Annotated in this window: 20 protein-coding genes and 1 pseudogene; 13 read left to right on the top strand and 8 right to left on the bottom strand. The window is 70.8% G+C overall.

Annotation, left to right across the window (positions count from 1 at the left end):
• The first annotated feature begins 125 nt into the window (after window positions 1-125).
• The 7 genes and pseudogenes from ACZ7MX_RS06935 to ACZ7MX_RS06905 all read left to right on the top strand — a co-directional run bounded on the left by ACZ7MX_RS06935 (window position 126) and on the right by ACZ7MX_RS06905 (window position 6127).
• Window positions 126-353 (top strand): hypothetical protein, encoded by a 228-nt coding sequence (locus tag ACZ7MX_RS06935; protein WP_472130013.1) that lies wholly within the window; start codon window positions 126-128, stop codon window positions 351-353.
• Between the two features lie 549 nt (window positions 354-902).
• Entirely contained in the window at window positions 903-1406 is a 504-nt protein-coding gene (locus tag ACZ7MX_RS06930) for a glycine-rich domain-containing protein (protein ID WP_472130011.1), read from the top strand.
• 334 nt (window positions 1407-1740) lie between these two features.
• Window positions 1741-2077, top strand: a pseudogene (locus ACZ7MX_RS06925) (metallophosphoesterase); the annotation flags it as partial.
• Window positions 2078-2321: 244 nt separating this feature from the next.
• Entirely contained in the window at window positions 2322-2633 is a 312-nt protein-coding gene (locus tag ACZ7MX_RS06920) for a hypothetical protein (protein ID WP_351534083.1), read from the top strand.
• 56 nt (window positions 2634-2689) lie between these two features.
• Window positions 2690-4102: a hypothetical protein gene (locus tag ACZ7MX_RS06915; protein WP_472130009.1), complete on the top strand. Its 1413-nt coding sequence runs from the start codon at window positions 2690-2692 to the stop codon at window positions 4100-4102.
• Between the two features lie 115 nt (window positions 4103-4217).
• Complete coding sequence (locus tag ACZ7MX_RS06910) at window positions 4218-5399, top strand: S8 family serine peptidase (protein WP_472130008.1); 1182 nt, start codon at window positions 4218-4220, stop codon at window positions 5397-5399.
• Between the two features lie 227 nt (window positions 5400-5626).
• Entirely contained in the window at window positions 5627-6127 is a 501-nt protein-coding gene (locus ACZ7MX_RS06905) for an FBP domain-containing protein (RefSeq protein WP_472130006.1), read from the top strand.
• A gap of 90 nt (window positions 6128-6217) precedes the next feature.
• On the opposite strand, the gene ACZ7MX_RS06900 is transcribed toward ACZ7MX_RS06905, so the two are convergent.
• Both ACZ7MX_RS06900 and ACZ7MX_RS06895 read right to left on the bottom strand, forming a co-directional pair.
• The gene (locus ACZ7MX_RS06900) at window positions 6218-7471 is read right to left on the bottom strand and encodes an alpha/beta hydrolase family protein (RefSeq protein WP_472130004.1); all 1254 of its coding nucleotides are present in this window, start codon (window positions 7469-7471) and stop codon (window positions 6218-6220) included.
• Between the two features lie 89 nt (window positions 7472-7560).
• Complete coding sequence (locus ACZ7MX_RS06895) at window positions 7561-8373, bottom strand: alpha/beta fold hydrolase (RefSeq protein WP_472130002.1); 813 nt, start codon at window positions 8371-8373, stop codon at window positions 7561-7563.
• A gap of 88 nt (window positions 8374-8461) precedes the next feature.
• On the opposite strand from ACZ7MX_RS06895, the gene ACZ7MX_RS06890 reads away from it, so the two are divergent.
• Window positions 8462-8860: a MerR family transcriptional regulator gene (locus tag ACZ7MX_RS06890; protein WP_472130001.1), complete on the top strand. Its 399-nt coding sequence runs from the start codon at window positions 8462-8464 to the stop codon at window positions 8858-8860.
• A 151-nt stretch (window positions 8861-9011) separates the two neighbouring features.
• A complete protein-coding gene (locus ACZ7MX_RS06885; protein ID WP_472129999.1) occupies window positions 9012-9830 on the top strand; it encodes a hypothetical protein in 819 nt (272 codons plus the stop codon).
• Between the two features lie 9 nt (window positions 9831-9839).
• On the opposite strand, the gene ACZ7MX_RS06880 is transcribed toward ACZ7MX_RS06885, so the two are convergent.
• From ACZ7MX_RS06880 to ACZ7MX_RS06860, 5 genes are all read right to left on the bottom strand, one after another.
• Window positions 9840-10616 carry a succinate dehydrogenase iron-sulfur subunit gene (locus ACZ7MX_RS06880; protein ID WP_030416512.1) on the bottom strand — a complete coding sequence of 259 codons (777 nt, stop codon included), beginning with the start codon at window positions 10614-10616 and terminating at the stop codon, window positions 9840-9842.
• A complete protein-coding gene (sdhA, locus tag ACZ7MX_RS06875; RefSeq protein ID WP_201801825.1) occupies window positions 10616-12370 on the bottom strand; it encodes a succinate dehydrogenase flavoprotein subunit in 1755 nt (584 codons plus the stop codon). Before sdhA ends, ACZ7MX_RS06880 begins: the two co-directional genes overlap by 1 nt.
• A gap of 20 nt (window positions 12371-12390) precedes the next feature.
• On the bottom strand, window positions 12391-12867 hold the full coding sequence (locus tag ACZ7MX_RS06870; protein WP_472129996.1) for a succinate dehydrogenase hydrophobic membrane anchor subunit: 477 nt from the start codon (window positions 12865-12867) through the stop codon (window positions 12391-12393).
• Window positions 12868-12873: 6 nt separating this feature from the next.
• Window positions 12874-13254, bottom strand: coding sequence for a succinate dehydrogenase, cytochrome b556 subunit (gene sdhC, locus ACZ7MX_RS06865; protein WP_261956047.1), 381 nt, complete (start codon window positions 13252-13254; stop codon window positions 12874-12876).
• 242 nt (window positions 13255-13496) lie between these two features.
• A complete protein-coding gene (locus tag ACZ7MX_RS06860) occupies window positions 13497-14276 on the bottom strand; it encodes a 2-oxo-4-hydroxy-4-carboxy-5-ureidoimidazoline decarboxylase (RefSeq protein ID WP_472129994.1) in 780 nt (259 codons plus the stop codon).
• A 134-nt stretch (window positions 14277-14410) separates the two neighbouring features.
• Here ACZ7MX_RS06860 and ACZ7MX_RS06855 point away from each other — a divergent pair, with 134 nt between their 5' ends.
• From ACZ7MX_RS06855 to ACZ7MX_RS06845, 3 genes are all read left to right on the top strand, one after another.
• On the top strand, window positions 14411-16078 hold the full coding sequence (locus ACZ7MX_RS06855; protein ID WP_472129992.1) for a beta-N-acetylhexosaminidase: 1668 nt from the start codon (window positions 14411-14413) through the stop codon (window positions 16076-16078).
• A 565-nt stretch (window positions 16079-16643) separates the two neighbouring features.
• The gene (locus ACZ7MX_RS06850) at window positions 16644-17315 is read left to right on the top strand and encodes an RNA polymerase sigma factor (protein ID WP_472129990.1); all 672 of its coding nucleotides are present in this window, start codon (window positions 16644-16646) and stop codon (window positions 17313-17315) included.
• Window positions 17315-18361 carry a hypothetical protein gene (locus tag ACZ7MX_RS06845; protein ID WP_472129988.1) on the top strand — a complete coding sequence of 349 codons (1047 nt, stop codon included), beginning with the start codon at window positions 17315-17317 and terminating at the stop codon, window positions 18359-18361. The genes ACZ7MX_RS06850 and ACZ7MX_RS06845 overlap by 1 nt, the downstream gene beginning before the upstream one ends.
• A gap of 179 nt (window positions 18362-18540) precedes the next feature.
• Here the strand turns inward: ACZ7MX_RS06845 and ACZ7MX_RS06840 are convergent, their stop codons facing one another.
• Entirely contained in the window at window positions 18541-19410 is an 870-nt protein-coding gene (locus tag ACZ7MX_RS06840) for a L,D-transpeptidase family protein (RefSeq protein WP_472129986.1), read from the bottom strand.
• Between the two features lie 172 nt (window positions 19411-19582).
• Here ACZ7MX_RS06840 and ACZ7MX_RS06835 point away from each other — a divergent pair, with 172 nt between their 5' ends.
• A complete protein-coding gene (locus ACZ7MX_RS06835; protein ID WP_472129984.1) occupies window positions 19583-21181 on the top strand; it encodes an acyl-CoA mutase large subunit family protein in 1599 nt (532 codons plus the stop codon).
• Window positions 21182-21399 lie beyond the last annotated feature (218 nt).

Genomic DNA, 21399 nt, shown 5'->3' with positions numbered 1-21399 from the left:
TCTCGGCTGGAGGCGTTGTCCGCCGACTGACTCCATCTTGAGGTCACCCGCTGGAGTCCCTTTCCCTGCCCGGACCATCGTTGACTGAGCGTCGCACGCCACGCGAACGATGTGCAGGAGGACCAATGGACTCGCAGGACGGCTATCTGAACCTCAGCGCACGAGGTCGCAGGTTGGCTGCCCGACTCAACACCCAGATGGCGTCGCTCGGCATCCACTTGGAGGCCATGGGTGACGTGCCGTCGGGAACGACCGCGCGTGTACGCCTTGGCACCGTCGACGAGGCCACGGTCAAACGCCTCTTGGCGGTCGCACAGAGCGCACCGCCCGAGCACGACGAGCAGGAGCAGTAATGAGCGACCCGAAGGAGCCCCTCACTCCGCCGCCCCGACCGAGGCCGACGGTTCGCGTATTCCGTGCGAACCGGTACGGCCAGGTCTACGTATGGGAGGAACCGGCCCAAGGCGCGTCGCCTCGGCCTTGCGCTCAGCGGAGAAGCGAGGACTCAAAGAGTGCTGAGGGGCTGGAAAGTTATTAGCGACGGCACATTCTGGGGTGGTGCCTTCGCGCTGCTCACGGGGGGTTCCAGCGTGATTGTTTTGACCCTCGCGGCGACCGGCAGTCTTTGTTTGGGTCGCTGACCACATGCTGTGCCCTAAAGGCGGACATGAGCTCATCCCGGTCGGCGATTACGTATACCGGTGTGAACGCCATGGCCTGACTGTCTCGCTCGGTTCAATCCAGAGCCGAAATCCACTCAGTTCCTCGGCACTCGAATGCCGCCAAGACCCTCGGTCTGACGCCGAGCGCCCCACCCCGCGCGCTCCGCCCCCGGTACTGGCCAGACAACCGGCCGGGGACGGAGCGCCATCACCGCACCAAACCACGAAAGGAAGCACACGGTGACCATCACACAAGAGCACACGACGTTGCCGGAGGTGAAGAGTGCCCGCAAGCTCATCGCTCCCGAGCAGTTCCTCGATGTCGCCAGCACGGTGCAGGGCAACAACGAGGGCATGGCTGCCAACGTCGCGGAACGAATCACCGAGGAGGCGTTGAAGTTCGTCGCAGCCTGCTCGGCGGCACCGCGCGCCCGCCTCAAGCCGTCACGGGTCGTCGATGAAGGCTGGCATGCCCTGATCCTGCACACGGCCGTATACGCCGAACTGTGCCGGTCCCTGCCCCGATTCGTGCACCACGTACCGGAGCGGCCGGACGTCTCCCGGCACGACCCCGATGCGCTGGAGCGGACTCAGGCCGCGATCAAGGCGGCCGGTTACGACCCCGACCCGGCCATGTGGAACGGACCGACCGACAACGCGATCTCCGTCGCTGCCTCCTGCGAGCACTCCGAACCGGCGCCGGCCGGCTGCGGCGCCGATTGCTCCAACACCGGCCCGAACTAACGCTCCCTCTGTCCGCGGACCCCCAACGGCCATACGGTCGTTAGGGAACCGGGAGGCGATGACATGACCGAGTGGACCAACCCCGCACACGCGCAGGCGGTATCGGCGTACCGGGAAGTTGTGAAAGCGGGCGGGCACCCTCGGCCCCCGCGTAGCAAGTGGCGCAAGCACCCGACACGACGGTGCTCCGGTGGCGTGGTCGTAGTCGACCAGGCGACCGGAAAGCCTTACACGCTGCCGTGCGCCTGCCCCGGCCAGAGCGAGTAAGCCCGCACTGAGGGGCCGTCCGCAGCACGCGGGCGGCCCCTCAGTGGGGTGTGCATTCTTTAGCGTGGTTGCCGGCAACCACGAGTACCACTCGGGTGCCGCGCCAATGGGTGAACCACGTACGGGAGTTGGGCATCCACCCGCTGGAGAACGCGCGGACCGCGCTGCCCGGCTTCGACCTCGCGGGTGTCAACGACCTCGCCGGTGCGACCGAACACGCCGGTCCCGACTACGACCTGGCGCTGGGCGACCGCGACCCGGCCCGCGCCGTCGTCCTCATGGCACACCAGCCGGTCACCATCCACGACACCGTGCGGTACGGGGTGGACCTCCAGCTCTCCGGCCACACCCACGGCGGCCAGATGTGGCCCTTCACCTACGTCGCCGAGGCCACGAACCCGACCCCTGATCCCCACCCACCCTGATCGCCTACGGTCAGAGCGGACAGCAGGTTGCGCTCGCAGGTAACAACCCTTCTACAAAGTGCGGCACCATCCTGCGCTAAATCGGACAGATCATGACTTTCGATCTTGCATCGAAGGCACCCAACTCCCTAGTATTTATTGACTTTATGTTGCCCTTAGCGACGGCTTCACGGGGCGGTGCGTGGGGGAACGAGCCGGGGCAGACGGGGAACGGGGAGAAGGAATGAGCGAGCGCTTCAGGGTCGATCTCGACGAGCTGGACAGCGTGGTGCGCCAACTCCGCCATCTTCGGGGCGACATGGACGAACCCAGCCAGAAGGTGAAATACAGCACCACCATTCCGAAATCGGCGTTCGGCGTGAATTTCCTTGAGGCGGGCGACCTCGCGAAGGCCCATGACGACATGCAGTCGTACATGTCGCAGGTCATCGACGCGCTCCAGGACCTCATCCACAAGTTCGGCGAGAAGACGGAAGCCAGCCGCGGCGCGTACGAGGACCAGGAGCACGAGACCAAGACGTCGATGAACGGCTGAGCGGGACGCGACAGTGGGTGCACGAGAGGCGGAGATGAACGCGAAGGGGGGCCTGCATGGTTGACGCCAAGCAGGAGTACGACAGCGCCAAAGACATGGAGCGGCAGCGCAAGGAGCACGAGCGGGATGAGCGGCTGAAGTCGTTCAAGGGCCAGCGCCTCACCCCACGGTCTCCGTCCGACTTCCATCACCACGGGATCAACGCGCTCCGCGCCATGATCGAACACGCCAGCCCCGAGGCGATCGAGACCTCTGGCCACCACTGGCGCGCCTCCGCCGACCGGCTGGGCGGCGAGGACGGCCACGGCGGCATCCGCAAGGCATTCATGGACGCGGTCGACCACGCCTCGGCGCACTGGGAGGGGTCGGCGGCACAGGCGTTCCGCAGGGAAGCCGGCAAGGTGCTGGAGAAGATCGATCGGACGTACCAGCTCTCCCGGAATGTGGAATCCACGCTGATCGGTTCGAGGACATCCGGGCCGGAAGTCGGTGTCGCCCACAATCTTCGCGAAGCCAAGAAAGCCATGTCGAAGATCCATGACCCGGGGGTCGTGGACCGTGCCACCGACGAGAGCGGCGATGACAGCCAGTTCAAGCGGGACATGGCGAACCCCAAGATGGACACCCGCATGGCGCTGGAGCTCAACCGGGACAACCTGTCCCTGAGCAAGGAGCGTCAGGTCGAGGCGGTCATCGTGATGGATGAGCTGGCGGCCAACTACGACGGCCACGGCGGCATCCTCAGGGAGAACACCGACCCCGCCGGCCCCACCGGCGACTGGCCCAAGCAGCCGTCGACGCACACGCCGCCGCCTCCGGTGCGCATGCCCGTCACGGGCGGCACTCACCCGCATCAGTCCGCGATGCCGAAGATGCCGAACGGCGCGGGTGGCGGCGCCGTTCCGGAAGGGTTCGACGCACCCAAGCTGCACCGCCCCGACGTGCCCGTGACCACCGGTCTCGACAGCGTGCAGGGCGGCACCCTCGCCCCGCCGACGGGCGGCGGCACCTTCAGCGGCGGGACGACCGGCGGCAGTCACGGCGTGACCGGCGGCACGGGGGGCTTCCCCGGCGGCGCGGTCCCGCCCGGTGTCGTCGGCATGCCCGGCGGCATGGGCGGATCCCGGGGCGCCGGCGGTGCCGGCGGGATGCGCGGTGGCATGCCGGGCGCCGGAGCAGCCGGCAAGACGGGCGGCATCAAGGGCGCGGCCGGGCGCAGCGGTCCGCAGGCCCGTACCCGCGGCGGACTGGTCGGCAAGCCGGGCGGTCCCGCGGGCGGTGCGAAGCAGGGCGGCTCGGGCCTGCACCGCAGTCGCGGCGGCAAGCAGGCGGGCGTGATGGGCGCCGCCGGAGCGAAGGGCAAGGGCAAGGAGAAGGAGCGCACCACCGGACAGCGCCCCGACTACCTCGTCGAGGACGAGGAGACCTGGAACCCGCAACGTAACGTTGCCCCTCGCGTCATCGAGTAGGCCGACGATAACGTCGCATGCGGCCAACGAGGAAAGGCCCCGCACTCCCATGTGTGCGGGGCCTTTCCTCAGGCGGAACAAGGCCGCCGGACAGCACAGCAAGAAGGAGCGAAGGATGAGGGTCACCCGAACACTGCGCGCGACGGTGGGTGCTGCGCTGACCGGAGCACTGCTGCTGTCCGCGGGCGGGACCGCCTCCGCGGACGAGGTGCGGAAGGCTCAGTGGCCGCTGGAGGCGTTCGGGGCCCAGCAGCTCTGGAAGGAGGCCACCGGCAAGGGCGTGACGGTGGCCGTGCTCGACAGCGGCTTCCGTACGACCCACCAGGACCTGACGGGGCAATTCCTTCCCGGGCCGGACTTCGGAAAGGCGACGGAGGCCGAGGGCGCCAAGTACCTCAAGCCGAACGAGGACATCCGCGACCACGGCACCGCGATGGCCGGGATCATCGCGGGGCACGGCCACGGGCCGGGCGGCTCCGAAGGCGTCAAGGGCCTGGCGCCCGACGCCAAGATCCTTCCTGTCCCGGAGTACAAGAACTCCGGACAGGCCACGCGGTGGGCCGTGGAACACGGCGCAGACGTGATCAACATGTCCTACGGCGGCGACCTGCAGGGCGACACCTGCGAATCCATCCACTACGCCCTCGACAAGGGTGTCGTGGTCGTGGCCGGCGTGGGGAACGACGGCTGGACGCACAAGAGTTACCCGGTCGGCTGCCCCGGGGTGATCGGTGTGGGCTCGGTCGACCAGTACGGCAAGGCGGCCGACGCCAACAACTACAACGCGGACACCGACCTGCTCGCTCCCGGTGAGAAGGTCGCCGTCGCCATGGGCAAGAGCGACCACGACTACGACACCGCAGCGAACGGCAGTTCCGCCGCCACCGCCTACGTATCGGCCGCCGCCGCCCTGCTCAAGCAGAAGTTCCCCGACCTCACCCCCGGTCAGATCGCCAACCGCCTGGTGAAGACCGCCGGTCTCGCGCAGGCCGAGAAGGCCAAGCACCTCAAGCTCCCGGACGCCCACTACGGCTACGGCTTCATCCAGCCCGGTCCCGCCCTGCGCCGGGACATCGCGGCAGGCCCGGCGGCCGGCCCGCTGCCGATGCCGAAGGGCAAGTACTCCGACACGGCCGCCGACAAGCCCTCCGACCCCAATCCCCCCATGGGCGGCAAGCAGACGGCCCTGCTCATCGGCGGCATCGCCCTCGGTGTCCTGGTCGTCGCCGGCATCATCATCGGCATCGTGGTCTCCGTGCGCCGCCGCAACAAGACCGGCAACCAGACCTGGGGCTGAGCCTCCGCTCCGTACCACTGCCGCGGCCGCTCCGCTCCGGAGCGGCCGCGGCGCATGTCTCCACCACTTCTGGCAGTGGCGGCCGCCGCGGCCCCGGAGAGGACGGGCCTGAGGCCGGCGCTCTGCGGCCCGTCGTTCCCGGCAGCGAAGAAATCTGCGAACCGTCGTTCCCGGGGGCGAATAAATGGGACGACGCCTCCGGGCGCCCGCTGTTAGTTTCGTACACCATGGACCCCGTAGGTGAAAAAGCGATACGTGCCTCCTTTGTGAATTGCTCGAAGGGGGAGGCGAGCCGGATCAATCTGCCGGTGGGGCTGGGTGACCTTCGCTGGGAGGATCTCGACTTCCTCGGGTGGCGGGATCCGGGTGCGCCGGACCGGGGTTATCTGGTCGCGCCGCACGGCGACGGGCTCGTCGGAGTGACGTTGCGGGTGCCGCAGGGGGTACGGCGGAGTTTCACCAAGACGACGGTGTGCTCGGTGTGTGTGACCGGCCATCCGGGATCCGGTGTCAGCCTGCTCGCGGCGCGCCGGGCGGGAGCCGCCGGGCGGCAGGGGAACACCGTCGGCGCGTATTTCTGTGCTGATCTGGCGTGCTCCCTCTACGTGCGTGGGCGCAAGCGGTCCCAGCTCGCCGGGCGGCACGAGGAGACGCTGCCGCTGGAGGCGCGGATCGAGCGGACGGTGCGCAACCTGGACGAGTTTCTCGGCAAGGTGCTTGACGGCTGAGCCGGGTGAGCCGGGTGAGCGAGGGCGTGTGGGGGCGTGCGAGGGGACTCCCTCAACGCCCGAGGGCATCCCGCACACCCCCGCCGCACCTCACGGGTTCTGGAACAGGACCTCCGGGTTGGCCGCGGACGGGCCGTTCAGCAGCGGGCGCGGGAGGCCGCGCAGGTGCTGGTCGAAGAAGGCGGTGACGTAGTCGCGGGTGATCTCCCCGGAGCGTTTGCCGGGGAGCGGGGCGGTGGGGTCGGTGACGCCGAGCTGGCCGCCCAGGACCGGGATGTCGATGAAGGTGAAGTGTCCGGCGTCGCGGACCGTGAGCCAGCGCTTCCAGCCGTCCAGCCGCCGCCAGGCACGTAGCCAGCTGGCGTCCTCGTCGTGCGGCGAGTGGCCGTTGAGCGTGCCGAGCATCAGGAACGGTCGGCCGTCGAGCCCGGCGCGGGGGACGGGCGCGGAGAACGTGCCGTCCATGTTGATGCCGGCCCGGATACGGGGGTCGGCGGCCATGGCGGCCGAGGCGGCGTTGCCGCCGATGGAGTGGCCGGCGACGCCGATCCGCCGGGTGTCGATCATGGCGGAGTAGCGCCATGCGGTCCGCTTCCCGTGGCCACCCGGCCTCGTCAGGACGTCGAGCACGAAGCGGATGTCGGCGGCGCGGCCGGTGGCGACCTTGGCCATCAGCCGCTTCTGGGCGCCCTCGGGCGCCTTCTCGACCGTGTCGCAGGCGACACAGGTGAGGGTGCGGCCGCCGGGGAAGGCCGTGCCGAAGGACTCGTAGGCGTGGTCGAGGAGGGCGACGACGTAGCCGTGCGAGGCGAGTTCCTCGGAGAGCAGGGAGAGCGTGGCGCGGTTGAGGGAGAAGCCGGGGGAGAGCACCACCAGCGGATGGGTTCCGGGGGCCGGCCGGGCGTCGGTGCGGGAGTGGGTACGGGTGGCGGCGAGCGCCTTGGTCAGCGGGGCGTCGGCGCGGTGGATGCCCTGGAGGAGGAGCTGGGCCTCCTTGGTCTTCATGTACGGGGCGCTGTGGTGGCCGGTGCCCGGGCGGGCCGGGTAATACACCGAGGCCATCAGCTCCCGTGCGCCCGCGGAGGGCACCCACGGGTCCCGGCGCTGCTTGTCGGTGAGGTGCAGGGTGTCGCGTCCGACGGCGTAGGGGCCGGTGGGGCGCGGGAGGTGCAGGGTGGCGGCCGCCGCGGGAGCCGGGGCGGCGGCCGGAGCCGCCCGGCCCGCGTGGGGGGCGGCGAGGGCGGCACCGGCGAGCGGGAGCGGCAGCGTGGCGGCGAGCGCCAACGCCACCGCCCCGCGGCGGAGTTGGTTGCGGACGTGCTTCCCGTGCTGCAAACGGTTCATGGCGCCCGAGCGTAAGCAGGGCGGTGCGCGGACGGTACTGACGAACGTCAGGGGTCGGCAGATGCGTTCGCGGGTACCGGACCGCCGCCTCACAGCCCGTGCTTGGCCAGGAAGGTGTGGATCAACTCCTGCCATTCCGCCGGACGTTCGACCATCGGGAGGTGGCCGGTGGCGATCTCGGCGTACTCGGAGCCGGGGATGTGGTCGGCCAGGTAGCGGGAGTTGGACGGGTGCAGCAGGGTGTCCAGAGTGGTGGCGATGACCAGCGTGGGCACGGTGATCGTGGGCAGGTCGGCGGTGGTGTCCAGGACGCGTACCAGGGCGGCCTGTTCGGCGGAGCCGGCGGGCGGCAGGGACGGGTCGGGGTCCAGGACGGCCGCGCGCTCGGCGGGGGAGAGGGCGTTGAAGCTCTCCGGGGTCAGGCCGGCCAGGGCCCGCGCCTGGGCGAAGCCGACGTGATCCCCGCGCTCCAAGAGGTGCAGCCAGAGGTCGAGCCAGACCGTGGTCCGGGCGTCCGCCTTGGCGAGGCCGGCGGTCAGGACCAGTCCGCGGACCCGCTCGGGGTGCCGGGCCGCGGCCCGTACGGACACGGCGGTGCCCATCGAGTAGCCGATCAGGGTGAAGGAGTCCATACCGGCCTCGGTGGCCTCGGCGACCAGGGCGTCGGCCAGGGCGTCGAGCTCCAACGGGCCGGTGGCGCGCGGGGTGTTGCCCGAGCCGGGGTAGTCGGGGGCCACGACGTGGTGGCCGGTGGCGGTCAGGGCCGGGATGAGGGCGCCGTAGTTGCTCCCGACGCTGCCGGTCGCGCCGTGGGCCAGCAGGAGGCCGGGCCCGGCGGGGTCACCGGCGACGGTGGTGGACAGTTTCGGAAGGGTGGTCGGCGATGCGGGAATCTGCGTCATGCGGAAGAGGTTGCAGTGTGACACCGGTGTCAAGGTCAAGTCGGTGCCGGGCCGTCCCGTTCGGCCCCGGCGCCTGAAGGGGAATCGGATGCGGATAGGGGAGCTGGCGCGGCGGACGGGAGTCAGTACGCGGGTGCTGCGCTACTACGAGCAGCAGGGGTTGCTGAGTGCCGAGAGGGATGCGAACGGCTATCGGCGCTATCGGGGCGAGGAGGCGGTGGAGGCCGTACGCAGAGTGCGGGAGCTGCTTGCCGCGGGGCTGAACACCGAGGAGATCCGTGGGCTGCTGCCCTGCGCCCAGGGCGGTGGTGGCCTCACCCCGTGCGCACTCTCGGCCGGGATCGTAGAGCGGAGGATGGCCCAACTGGACTCGGAAATGGCCGAGTTGACCCGCCGGCGGGCGGCCCTGACGGCGTATGCGCAGGTCATGCGGAAGCGCCGGGAGGAGGACGCGGCACTGGCGTCGATGGCCCTGCGCTCGGCCTGACGGGACCGGGCGCCCCGCCCCGAAGAAGGCCGTAAAGCTCCTTGCGTTCTTTCCGATCCTTCTTGTGCTTTCCGCTTGCCATGAGCCGCCCGTCCGGCCGATCCTCGTGTGCACGCCGTTCGGGGGAGCGGTGGGGAAGCAGGGGGCTGCCGTGTTACGAGTGCACTTCACCGGGCAGGATCTGGCGCGTACGAGGGTGGCGGAGGGCGCCGACCCGCTCTGGGAGACCGTGCTGAGCCTGCAGATCCTGCGGGAGGACCGCGGCGAGCCGGCGCTGGCCGCCTGGCGGCAGCACGCGGTGCGGCACGGCCCCGGCCCGCTGCGGACCCTGTTCCCGCTGGTGCCGCTGCGCGGCTACTTCCCTGACTTCCTCACGCCCTACGCGGCGCTGGAGGGCGTCGAACCGGGCCTGGAGGCGGTGATGCGCACCCCGCGCACGCGGCTGCGCGCCGAGGTGGCGCTGCTGGCCGGGCACCGGGCGCTGCCGGGCGAGGCGCGCGGGATCGGGGACGGCGAACCGGCCGCGCTGCGCCAACTGGCGCGCAGCCTGCGGACGTACCACCACCTCGCGGTCGCGCCGGCCTGGCCGCGGATCGCCGGGCGGGTGGGCGCGGACCGGGCGTTGCGGGTGCACGCCCTGGCGCAGTCCGGGGCGGAGGCGATGCTGCGGACGTTCGGGCCGGCGATGCGCTGGCGGCCGCCGGTGCTGGAGGTGGCCTACCCGGTGGAGCGGGAGCTGTTCCTCCAGGGGCGGGGGCTGGTGTTCGTGCCCTCGTACTTCTGCCGGGGCGTGCCCATCGCGCTGGTGGACGACGCGCTGCCGCCGGTGCTGGTGTACCCGGCGGCGGAGCCGGAGGCGGCCGGGCACGCCGAAGGGCCCCGCTCCCGTGCGTACGGGGGCGGGGCCCTCGGGGACGTTCCGGCCCCGGCCGGCGTCCGGGCCGGGGCCCGGGCCGCCGTCCGGCGCTGAACGGCGGTACTAGAAGCGCCGGGTGATCAGCGCCCGCTTGACCTCCTGGATGGCCTTGGTGACCTCGATGCCGCGCGGGCACGCCTCGGAGCAGTTGAAGGTCGTCCGGCAGCGCCAGACGCCGTCCTTGTCGTTGAGGATCTCCAGGCGCTGCTCGCCGCCCTCGTCGCGCGAGTCGAAGATGAAGCGGTGCGCGTTGACGATCGCCGCCGGGCCGAAGTACTGGCCGTCGTTCCAGAACACCGGGCACGAGGACGTGCAGGCGGCGCACAGGATGCACTTGGTGGTGTCGTCGAAGCGCTCGCGGTCCTCGGCGGACTGCCGGCGCTCACGGGTCGGCTCGTTGCCGGTCGTGATGAGGAAGGGCATCACGTCGCGGTAGGCCTGGAAGAAGGGCTCCATGTCGACGACAAGGTCCTTCAGCACCGTCAGGCCCTTTATGGCCTCGACCGTGATCGGCTTCTCCGGGTTGATGTCCTTGATCAGCGTCTTGCAGGCGAGACGGTTGCGGCCGTTGATCCGCATGGCGTCCGAACCGCAGATGCCGTGGGCGCAGGAACGGCGGAAGGTCAGCGACCCGTCCAGCTCCCACTTGATCTTGTGGAGGGCGTCCAGGACGCGCTCCTTGGGGTCGATCTCCAGCTGGAAGTCCTGCCAGCTGGCCTCCTCGGAGACCTCCGGGTTGAACCGGCGGATCCGGAAGGTGACCGTGATGTACGGGGAGTCGGCGAAGCCGGGCTCGGGCTTGTCTGCCTCGGCCGCCTTGTCCAGGGTCGGGGTAGCCATCAGTACTTACGCTCCATCGGCTGGTAGCGGGTCTGCACGACCGGCTTGTAGTCGAGACGGATCGACTCGGCGCCGTCGTCGCCCACCTCGCGGTACGCCATGGTGTGCCGCATGAAGTTGACGTCGTCGCGGTTGGGGTAGTCCTCGCGGTAGTGACCGCCGCGGGACTCCTTGCGGGCCAGTGCGGACACGGCCATGACCTCGGCCAGGTCGAGCAGGTTGCCCAGCTCGATGGCCTCCAGCAGGTCGGTGTTGAACCGCTTGCCCTTGTCCTGGATCGACACGTTCAGGTACCGCTCGCGCAGCTCGCCGATCTTCTCGACCGCGGTCTTGATCGTCTGCTCGGTGCGGAACACCATCACGTTGGCGTCCATGGTCTCCTGCAGCTCCTTGCGGATCTCGGTGACCCGCTCGCTGCCGGTGGCGGTGCGCAGCCGCTCGACCTGCTCCTCGACCAGCTTCGCCGGGTCCTCGGGGAGCTCGACGAAGTCGGCGGTGGCCGAGTACTCCGCCGCGGCGATGCCGGCCCGGCGGCCGAAGACGTTGATGTCCAGCAGCGAGTTCGTGCCGAGACGGTTCGCGCCGTGCACGGACACGCAGGCGACCTCGCCGGCCGCGTACAGGCCGGGGACGACGGTGGTGTTGTCCGCCAGGACCTCACCCTCGACGTTCGTCGGGATGCCGCCCATGGCGTAGTGCGCGGTCGGCTGGATCGGGATCGGGTCCGTGTAGGGCTCGATGCCGAGGTACGTCCGCGCGAACTCGGTGATGTCCGGGAGCTTGGCGTCCAGCTGCTCCGGCGGGAGGTGCGTCAGGTCGAGGTAGACGTGGTCGCCCTCGGGACCGCAGCCCCGGCCCTCGCGGATCTCGGTGTAGATGGAGCGCGAGACGACGTCGCGGGACGCGAGGTCCTTCATGACCGGCGCGTACTTCTCCATGAAGCGCTCGCCGTCCTTGTTGCGGAGGATGCCGCCCTCACCGCGGGCGCCCTCCGTCAGCAGGATGCCCATGCGCCAGATGCCGGTCGGGTGGAACTGGAAGAACTCCATGTCCTCCAGCGGCAGCCCGCGGCGGTAGACCGCGGCCTGGCCGTCACCGGTCAGGGTGTGCGCGTTGGACGTCACCTTGAAGAACTTGCCGCAGCCGCCGGAGGCGTAGATGACGGCCTTCGCCTGGAAGACGTGGATCTCGCCGGTGGCGAGCTCGTACGCCACCACACCGGCCGACTTCTTGACGCCGTCGACCTCGGTGATCAGCTGGTCGAGGACGTAGAACTCGTTGAAGAACTCCACGCCCTCCTTGACGCAGTTCTGGTACAGCGTCTGGAGGATCATGTGGCCGGTGCGGTCGGCCGCGTAGCACGACCGGCGGACCGGGGCCTCACCGTGGTTGCGGGAGTGACCGCCGAAGCGGCGCTGGTCGATCGTGCCGTCCGGCGTGCGGTTGAACGGCAGGCCCATCTTCTCCAGGTCGAGGACCGAGTCGATGGCCTCCTTCGCGAGGATCTCGGCGGCGTCCTGGTCGACCAGGTAGTCACCGCCCTTGACCGTGTCGAAGGTGTGCCACTCCCAGTTGTCCTCCTCGACGTTCGCGAGGGCGGCGGCCATACCGCCCTGGGCGGCGCCGGTGTGGGAGCGGGTCGGGTAGAGCTTCGTCAGGACCGCGGTGCGGCTGCGCTTGGTCGCCTCGATGGCGGCACGCATGCCCGCGCCACCGGCGCCGACGATGACGGTGTCGTACTTGTGGATCTTCATGGTTCCAGTCAGCCCCGGCTTCAGGAGATGTTCGGGTCGAAGGTGAAGATCACCAGCGTGCCCAGAAGGACGGTGAACACCGTCGCGGTGTACAGCAGCATCTTCAGCCAGAAGCGGGTGTTGTCCCGCTGCGCGTAGTCGTTGATGACGGTGCGCAGGCCGTTGGCGCCGTGCAGCATGGCCAGCCACAGCATCAGCAGGTCCCAGACCTGCCAGAACGGCGAGGCCCAGCGGCCGGCGACGAAGGCGAAGCCGATCTTGGAGACACCGCCGTCGAGCACGAGCTGGATCAGCAGGTGGCCCAGGACCAGGACGACCAGCACGATGCCGGACAGCCGCATGAACAGCCAGGCCTGCATCTCGAAGTTGCCCCGGGAGGCGCGGCCGGTCTTCTTGGTGCGCTTGCGCGGCGGCTCGATGACCGGGGCCGGGTTGTCCACGTCGTAGAGGCGGACGTCGCTCGCGGTGGCGCCTGCGGAAGTGGTTTCAGCGGACATCTCGCGTCAGCTCCCGAACAGCGTGCGCAGGGTGTGCTGCAGCACGGGGTAGAAGGCACCGGCCATCAGCACGACCCAGACACCCACGACGGTCCACAGCATCTGCTTCTGGTACCTCGGGCCCTTCGACCAGAAGTCGACCAGGACGACCCGCAGGCCGTTGAGCGCGTGGAAGAGGATGGCGGCCACCAGGCCGTACTCCATCACATTGACGATCGGCGTCTTGTAGGTCGCAACGACGTTGTCGTACGCGTCGGGGGAGACGCGGACGAGAGCGGTGTCGAGGACGTGTACGAACAGGAAGAAGAAGATGAGGACGCCGGTGACTCGGTGAGCCACCCAGGACCACATGCCTTCCCGGCCGCGGTACAGCGTTCCAGCCGGCACGGAAAAACCCTCCGGGAGCGGGGATTGGGGCGCCAGCCGGCTTCTCTGTCGGTCGGGCCCGGCCGGGTACGGTCCACCGGCCGCTCGTCATCGTATCGACGAGCTGTCGGTTCCTCGCGCGGGGGTCCTTAGGTGTGATCAAACAGGCACCAACGGGCTATCACACAAGGACGAACCGGACTTTGCGGGGCGTACGGCGTGATTGCCGCGAGCTCGTGCCCGTACCGCGGCGGGCGCCGGCCTCAGGGGGCGAGGTGGCGCAGCCGGCCGCGGACCACCCTCCGGAGCTGCTCCGCGGTGACCGACCGCTCCTCGTCCGGGCCGTTGCCCAGCCGCATGCGGATGCCGAACAGGATCTGGTCGAGCGCCTCCTCCTCCCGGCAGCCGTCCAGGCAGATCACGAACGCATGACGGAAGCGCTGCTCGTAGGCGGCGTAGGCAGCATTCAGGGCGGTACGGGCGGCCGGTGCGCCGGGCCCATGGGTGCCGGCCGGGGGCCGCGGCGGGGACTCGGCGGCGAGCGCCTCGTCCAGACCGGCCGCCGGAAGGCCCGCGAAGGCCCGGTCGGCGGCGGCGAGCAGGGCCTCCGGATCCCGGTACGGGCGCCGGTCGGCGAGCTGGCCGGCCCACTCGCGGCTGCCGCAGCAGCGCAGCAGCGCGGCCAGGGCCCCGTCCCGGTCCAGGGCATTGAGGCGGCGCAGCCCCGTGCCGTCGGGGCGGGGGCGCGGCAGGGCGGCGGAGGGGACCTGCGAAGGTATGCCGCACCGTGCGGACTGGGGGCGCAGCGTCGGCCGGGCGGCCGGGGTGTCACCGGACAGCGTGGGCTCCTCGGACGGATGCGATCGGAACGGTTCGACAGGTGCGGGGCGGGCGACTGACGGAAGCTGAGGGAAGCGGACCGACGCCGGGACGCGGAACGAAGCGGCGACGGGTGTGGCGGTGGTGCGTGGAACACGACACCCCAGCGGTATCCGGCGGTTCCAGTAGGGCCCTGGGAAAGGGGTGACGAACGAGGACGCCACGCTAACGACGCCGGTCGACAGCTGTCCGACGGATGCGCGAATTTCACCCGGAGGAGAGAGTTTCCGCGTATCCGGTGGACGACCGGCCCCGCACACCTGGCAATGCCTTCGCCCCGAAAAGTGAGGATTGCACGATGTCGAACCCGATGCGGCCGTCGCGCGCCGCGCTGCCGGCCGCGGCGCTCACCGGCGCGCTGCTGCTCGCCGGCTGCTCCCACTCCGCCGGCACCGAGTCCCCCGGCAGCACCAGCGCCAAGGTGAACCCCTCGGCCGCAGCGACCCCGAGTTGGCCGCCGGTCACCGGAACGCCGCAGGTCATCCCGGCTGTCCGCAAGTTCCACCGGGCCGAGGGGCGCGGCTGGCGCCCCTCCAAGGGGGCCCGGGTGGTGGTCCCGGCCGGCAAGCGGAGCAACGTCGCCGACGAGGCCGCGCTGATGGCCCGTGACCTGGGCGGCCTGACCGTCGTCTACGGCGACGAGCCGGTCCACCCCGGCGACATCGAAGTGAAGCTCTCCGCGAAGAACGCCACCGAGCAAGGCAACAACCTGCCCGCCCGGAGCGCCGACGACGAGGCCTACACCCTCACCGCCAAAGGGACCCGGCTCACTCTCACGGCCCCCACCGACGCCGGAATCTTCTACGGCACCCGCACGGTCAAGCAGGCCGTACGCGCCGCCGGCGGGCTCCCCGAGGGCAGCATCCAGGACCGTCCGGACCGCCCGCAGCGCGGCATGTCGCTGGACAACGCCCGCAAGCCGTTCACCGAGGCGTGGATCGAGGCGCGGCTGCGGGAGATCGCCGACCTCAAGCTCAACCAGTTCCAGCTGCACTTCTCCGACGACCAGGGCTTCCGCATCCAGAGCGACACCCACCCCGAGGTGGTCTCCGCCGACCACCTCACCAAGGCGCAGGTCCGCCGGATCGTCGCGCTCGCGCGCAGCCTGCACATCTCCGTCGTCCCGGAACTGGACTCGCCCGGCCACCTCGGCGCCGTGCTGGACCACTACCCCGACCTCCAGCTGCGCAACGCCTCGGGCCGGGTGATCCGGGGCGCGATCGACATCTCCAACCCCAAGGCGGGCCCGCTGATCGACTCGCTGCTGCGCGAGATGAGCCAGCTGTTCACCAACCCCAAGGGCGCCCCCGCCTACTGGCACCTGGGCGGTGACGAGTACCAGGCGCTGATGTCGTCCTCGCCGTCCACCTCGTACCCGCAGCTGGCCCGGGCCGCGCGGCAGAAGTTCGGGAGCAACGGCACGATCGAGGACCTGACCACCAGTTGGCTCAACGACCGGCAGAAGACCGTCGAGGGGCAGGGCAAGAACCGGATCGAGGCCTGGAACGACGGCTTCTTCTCCAGCCCCGCGATCAGCGCCGACAAGAACCGGACGGTCGCCTACTGGACCGGCAAGGAGGCCGGCAAGCGTCCCCCCGAGGCGTTCCTGCGCGAGGGCCGCACCGTGCTGAACTTCAACGACGAGTACCTCTACTACGTCCTCGGCCAGCCCAACCAGTTCACCTATCCCACCGGCGAGCGCATCTACCGGGACTGGACGCCGAAGGTCATCCGCGGCACCCGGGCGGTGAACGTCCCCGCCTCCATGACCGGCCCGGACCGGATCCCCGGCGCGCGCTTCGCGATCTGGTGCGACCGGTCGCAGGCGCAGACCGCCCCGCAGGTGGCCGCCGGAATCCGGCTGCCGCTGGCGGCACTGGCGCAGAAGACCTGGGCCCCGGGGACACCGGCGCTGTCCTGGACGGCCTTCAGGGCCCTGGCCAAGAAGGCGGGATTGTCCGGTTGATGAGGAACGCGACCACCGAGCGGGCCGCCACCCGGTAAGAAACGGGTGAGAGAAACAAGCCGGCCGGGGGCCTGAACCCACGAGGACGGCTGGGGCCGCCACCCCCCGATACGGGCTGACATTGCTCTCGACGGGGAGTGGTGGGTTCGGCATCAAGTTCCGTGGCGGCCTGAACCCACGAGGACGGCCGGGGCCGCCACCCCCCACAGGAGAGGCCCCGGCCGTCGTTCGTGGAGGGCCGTTACGGCCCTCTATCCGGTACAGCGCCGGACGGCCCGAAAGCGTCACACGGGGTGCGGGCGGTGGTACGGCCAGTGGTCTGGACGCGGGCCCGGCCAGGCCCGTAACGTGCGCATCCGCGCCGGTGGGCGCACGGTCCCCCGTATTCCGGTCCCGTGCGGTCCGCGCTCCGGCCCGGGTGCGGAGCGGGAGTGCGCACGGGTTACGGTCAGCAGGAACGGCGGGGTTACCGGGGGTTCTCCCCGGAGCCCCGATCCACGGCAAGCGAAGCACTGAAGCAGCAAGGACCGGGCGGCGGACATTCCACGTGCGACAGGATGGACCCGTGCGAGGGGACGACATTCAGCCGGACGACCGCCGGCTGACGGTGGCCGTACAGGCGGCGCAGGACGGCGACGAGGCAGCGTTCCGTACCGTCTACCGCGCCGTACACCCCCGACTTCTGGGGTATGTACGGACGTTGGTGAGCGAAGCGGACGTTGAGGACGTCACCTCCGAGGCCTGGCTTCAGATAACCCGCGACCTCGCCCGCTTCAGCGGCGACGCCGACCGCTTCCGCGGCTGGGCCGCCCGGATCGCCCGCAACCGCGCCCTGGACCACATCCGGATGCGCGGCCGGCGCCCGGCGATCGGCGGCGACGAGAGCGAACTGGCCGACACCCCGGCGACGTCCGACACCGCCGGTGAGGCCCTGGAGGCCCTCGGCACCGGCCGCACCATGCAGCTGATATCCCGGCTGCCGCAGGACCAGGCCGAGGCCGTGGTGCTCCGGGTGGTGGTCGGGCTCGACGCCAAGAGCGCGGCCGAGGTGCTCGGCAAACGGCCCGGTGCGGTACGCACCGCCGCACACCGCGGACTCCGGAAGCTCGCCGAACTGATCGGCGACCCGCAGGGCGCCGGGGACCACGTCCCCGAGCAGCAGCGCACCGGGGACGTGGCGGATTCCCGCCTACGGGGTGTGACGGAATCGGCCGCACGAACGCAGAAGGACATGTGATGGCCGACGATCGGTACGACTGGCTCGACAAGGACACTGCGGAGCGACTGCTGCGTGGTGAACGGGTCAGTTCCCCGTACGACGCCGGCGCACAGGAACTCGAACAGCTGCTGGCGGCCGCCGCCGCGGTCGGCGCGCGGGCCCCCGAGGCCGCGCCGCTGCCCGGCGAAGAGGACGCCGTCGCCGCCTTCCGCCGGCACGTTCCGCACGGCTCCGGTGCCCGTTCGGCGCGCCGCGGCCCCGACGCCGCCGTGTCGACGCTCCACACCGCCGCCGTTGCCGAACGCACCCGGTTCGCCCGCCCCTTCCGGCGCGGCTTCGCCGTCGCGCTCGCGGCCTGCGCCATCGGCGGGGTCGCCGTCGCGGCCGGGGCGGGAGTCCTGCCCGGCCCTTTCCGCGGTGGCGAGGACCCCGGCCCGGGCTCCAGTGCCTCCTCCGCGCGGACGCCCGGACCGGTGGCCCCCACTGACCCCGGCGAGGCCCAGACCGACGGCACCACGGGCCGCACGCCCGACGCCACGCACGGCGGGACGTCCCCCGCGCCCTCCGACACCGCGACGCCCGGGGCCAGTCCCGGCGCGCCCCAGGTGCCGGGCAGCGGTACCCCCGGCAAGAACGGCGGCCAGGGCGGCAAGAAGACCGACCCCGGCCGCGGCGCCAAGAAGAAACTTCTGCTCACTCTCTGTCAGGAGTACGAGTCCGGAAATCGGGACCGCATGGACCGCGACAAGCGGCAGCGCCTCGAACGCCGGGCCGGCGGCGCGGACAACGTGCACACCTTCTGCCGTGCCTATCTGGCGCGCTATCAGTCCGGTGGCGGCTCGGGTGACAACGATGGCGTGGTCGGCAACCTCACCGGCGGCACCGGGACCACCGGCGGCACCGACAGCACCGGCCAGACCGGTGGCTCCGCCGGCTCCGGCGACGAGGAGGGTGACCAGCCCGCCCCGGCCCCCAGCGCCTCCACCCCCGCCCCCACGCCGTCCGTGACCAGCACGGATCCCGCCGGGGCGACCCCGAGCAGCACGGCCTCCGGCGGGGTGTGACGTTTTTCGAGCCGGTGACGCAGTACTGAGTGAAGCCGACTGGTCATCGGCTGCGCGAGAGCCGGGGTTCCCCCCGTACCCACGGCTCAGCGCATTTGGCGCGGGCGGGGCACGTTCCCCCGGCCCTGCCCGCGCCCTTCTCCCTCTTCCCGGCCTTCTCTCCCCAGGGTGGTCCGCCCCTAGTGGTAGACGACCACCTTGGTCCCCTTGTGCACCGCCGCGAACAGCGATGCGATCTTGTCCTTGTCCCGGACGTTGACGCAGCCGTGCGAGGCGCCGCGGTAGCCGCGGGCCGCGAAGTCCGCGGAGTAGTGCACGGCCTGGCCGCCGCTGAAGAACATCGCGTACGGCATGGCCGTGTGAAACAGCGTCGAGACGTGGCGCCGGCTCTTGAAGGCGATGGCGAAGGTGCCCTCCCGGGTCGGGGTGTACTGCGAGCCGAACCGGACGTCCATCGCGGACACCACCCGCCCGTCGACCACCCAGGCCAGCGTGTTGCTCCGCTTGCTGATGCAGACCACCCGGCCCCGCAGACAGCGCGGATCCGGTACGCCGACCGGCCTGGTGGTCGGCGGGTAGAGCTCCGTCCGCGACGGCTCACGCGTCCGGTCCCGCAGCGCACGCCACGCCGCTGGCTGCACCGTCCCCGTACGCGGCAGCCCCTGAGCCTCCTGGAACGCGCGGACCGCGGTGGCGGTGGCCGAGGCGTAGTAGCCCGTCGGGGCGCGGTCGAACAGACCCAGCTGGGTCAATCGCGCCTGGAGTTCGCGGACCTGCCCGCCGCGCGAGCCCACCGCCAGCACCGCGCGCGCGGCCCGCGGCGCCGCATGCCCGGTGCGGTGCGGGCGCGCGGGAGCGGTGTGCCGGGCGGGCGCGGGGTGGGCGGTCAGCGGTGGGGGAGCGGGGGTGGTCGGGGCGTAGCGGACGCCCTTGCTGTCCGGCGCGCCGGTCCGCGTCACCGTCACCGGCCGGCAGCCCACCGCGAGCGCCGCCACCACCAGCACCGCGGCCGCCACCGGCGCCGTACGTCTTCCGCTGCTCCGCCTCATGCGCTACCCCCGGATCTGGGCGGCCCGACCGGCCAGTGGAGATGCTTCCCAGCGCTGCGGCGTGGCGAACCTGCGGGCATGCTGTGAGCAAGGCGTAAAACCGTGACGACGGTGCATCGACCGTCGGAAAAGGACCACCGGATCGCGGTCACCCAGGCGGAGGCGTACTTCCATGGCGCAGGAACCGGGCAGTGTGCGGCACAACGAGAGCGGTCTGCCCATCGAGCCGGTGTACGGGCCGGAGGCGCTGGCCGGCTGGGACCCCGCACGCCGCCTCGGCGCGCCCGGCAGCTACCCCTACACCCGCGGCATCCACCCGACGATGTACGCCGGACGGCCCTGGACGATGCGCCAGTACGCGGGCTTCGGCACCGCCCGGGAGTCCAACGCCCGCTACCGGCAGCTGATCGACCACGGCACCACCGGCCTGTCGGTCGCCTTCGACCTGCCGACCCAGATGGGCCACGACTCCGACACCCCGATCGCCTCCGGGGAGGTCGGCAAGGTCGGGGTGGCCATCGACTCCGTCGAGGACATGCGGGTGCTGTTCGGCGGCATCCCGCTGGACAAGGTCTCCACGTCGATGACGATCAACGCTCCCGCGGCGCTGCTGCTGCTCCTCTACCAACTGGTCGGCGAGGAAGAAGGCGTGCCGCCCGGCCACCTCACCGGCACCGTCCAGAACGACATCCTGAAGGAGTACATCGCCCGCGGCACCTACATCTTCCCGCCGGCGCCCTCGCTGCGGCTGGTCTCGGACGTCTTCCAGTACTGCCGTACCGAGATCCCCCGCTGGAACACCATCTCGATCTCCGGCTACCACATGGCGGAGGCCGGCGCGTCCCCCGCGCAGGAGATCGCCTTCACCCTCGCCAACGGCATCGAGTACGTCCGGACCGCGCTCGCCGCCGGCATGGACGTCGATGACTTCGCCCCCCGGTTGTCCTTCTTCTTCGTCTCCCGCACCACCCTCCTCGAAGAGGTAGCGAAATTCCGCGCCGCGCGCCGCATCTGGGCCCGCGTCATGCGCGAGGAATTCGGCGCACGGAACCCGAAATCCCTCATGCTGCGCTTCCACACCCAGACGGCCGGTGTGCAACTCACCGCCCAGCAGCCGGAGGTGAACCTCGCCCGGGTCACCGTCCAGGCCCTGGCCGCGGTGCTCGGCGGCACCCAGTCGCTGCACACCAACTCCTTCGACGAGGCGATCGCCCTGCCGACGGACAAGGCGGCCCGGCTCGCCCTGCGGACCCAGCAGGTGCTGGCCCACGAGACCGATGTGACCGCCACCGTCGACCCGTTCGCCGGCTCCTATGCGGTCGAGTCGATGACCGACGACGTGGAGGAGGCCGCCGTCGCGCTGATGCGGCGGGTCGAGGAGATGGGCGGCGCGGTCGCCGCCATCGAACACGGCTTCCAGAAGGAAGAAATCGAGCGCAACGCGTACCGCATCGCGCAGGAAACGGACGCCGGTGACCGGGTCGTCGTCGGCGTCAACCGCTTCCTCCTCGACGAGGCGGAACCGTACGAGCCGCTGCGCGTCGACCCCGCGATCGAGGCCCAGCAGGTCGAACGCCTCGCCCTGCTGCGGTCCCGCCGCAGCGGCCCCGCGGTGACCGCCGCCCTCGACACCCTCCGTAAGGCCGCGGAGTCCCCGGACAACGTCCTCCCCCCGATGCGGGATGCGCTCCGCGCGCGGGCGACGGTGGGCGAGGTGTGCGATGCGCTTCGGGAGGTCTGGGGCACGTATGTCCCGCCGGACGGGCTTTAGCCCACGTACTTGGCTGTCCCGCCGTGGGTGTTGCTCGCCGTTGCGCTTTGCGGCGCCCCGCACGTACCTGTCTGCGGCGCCGCGGGTCGTCTCGCCGTTGCGCCTGCGGCGGGCTGGGTTTGTGGTGGGTGCGGTGACGGGCCTCCGGGGCCGGTTGTGTGGACTGCTGACGCTTTACGTCCACACAACCGGCCCCTCCGGCCCGTCCCCTCCCGTTG

Source organism: Streptomyces sp. NPDC107765 (genome assembly GCF_055657085.1).
This window is presented reverse-complemented; position numbering and strand designations above follow the sequence as displayed.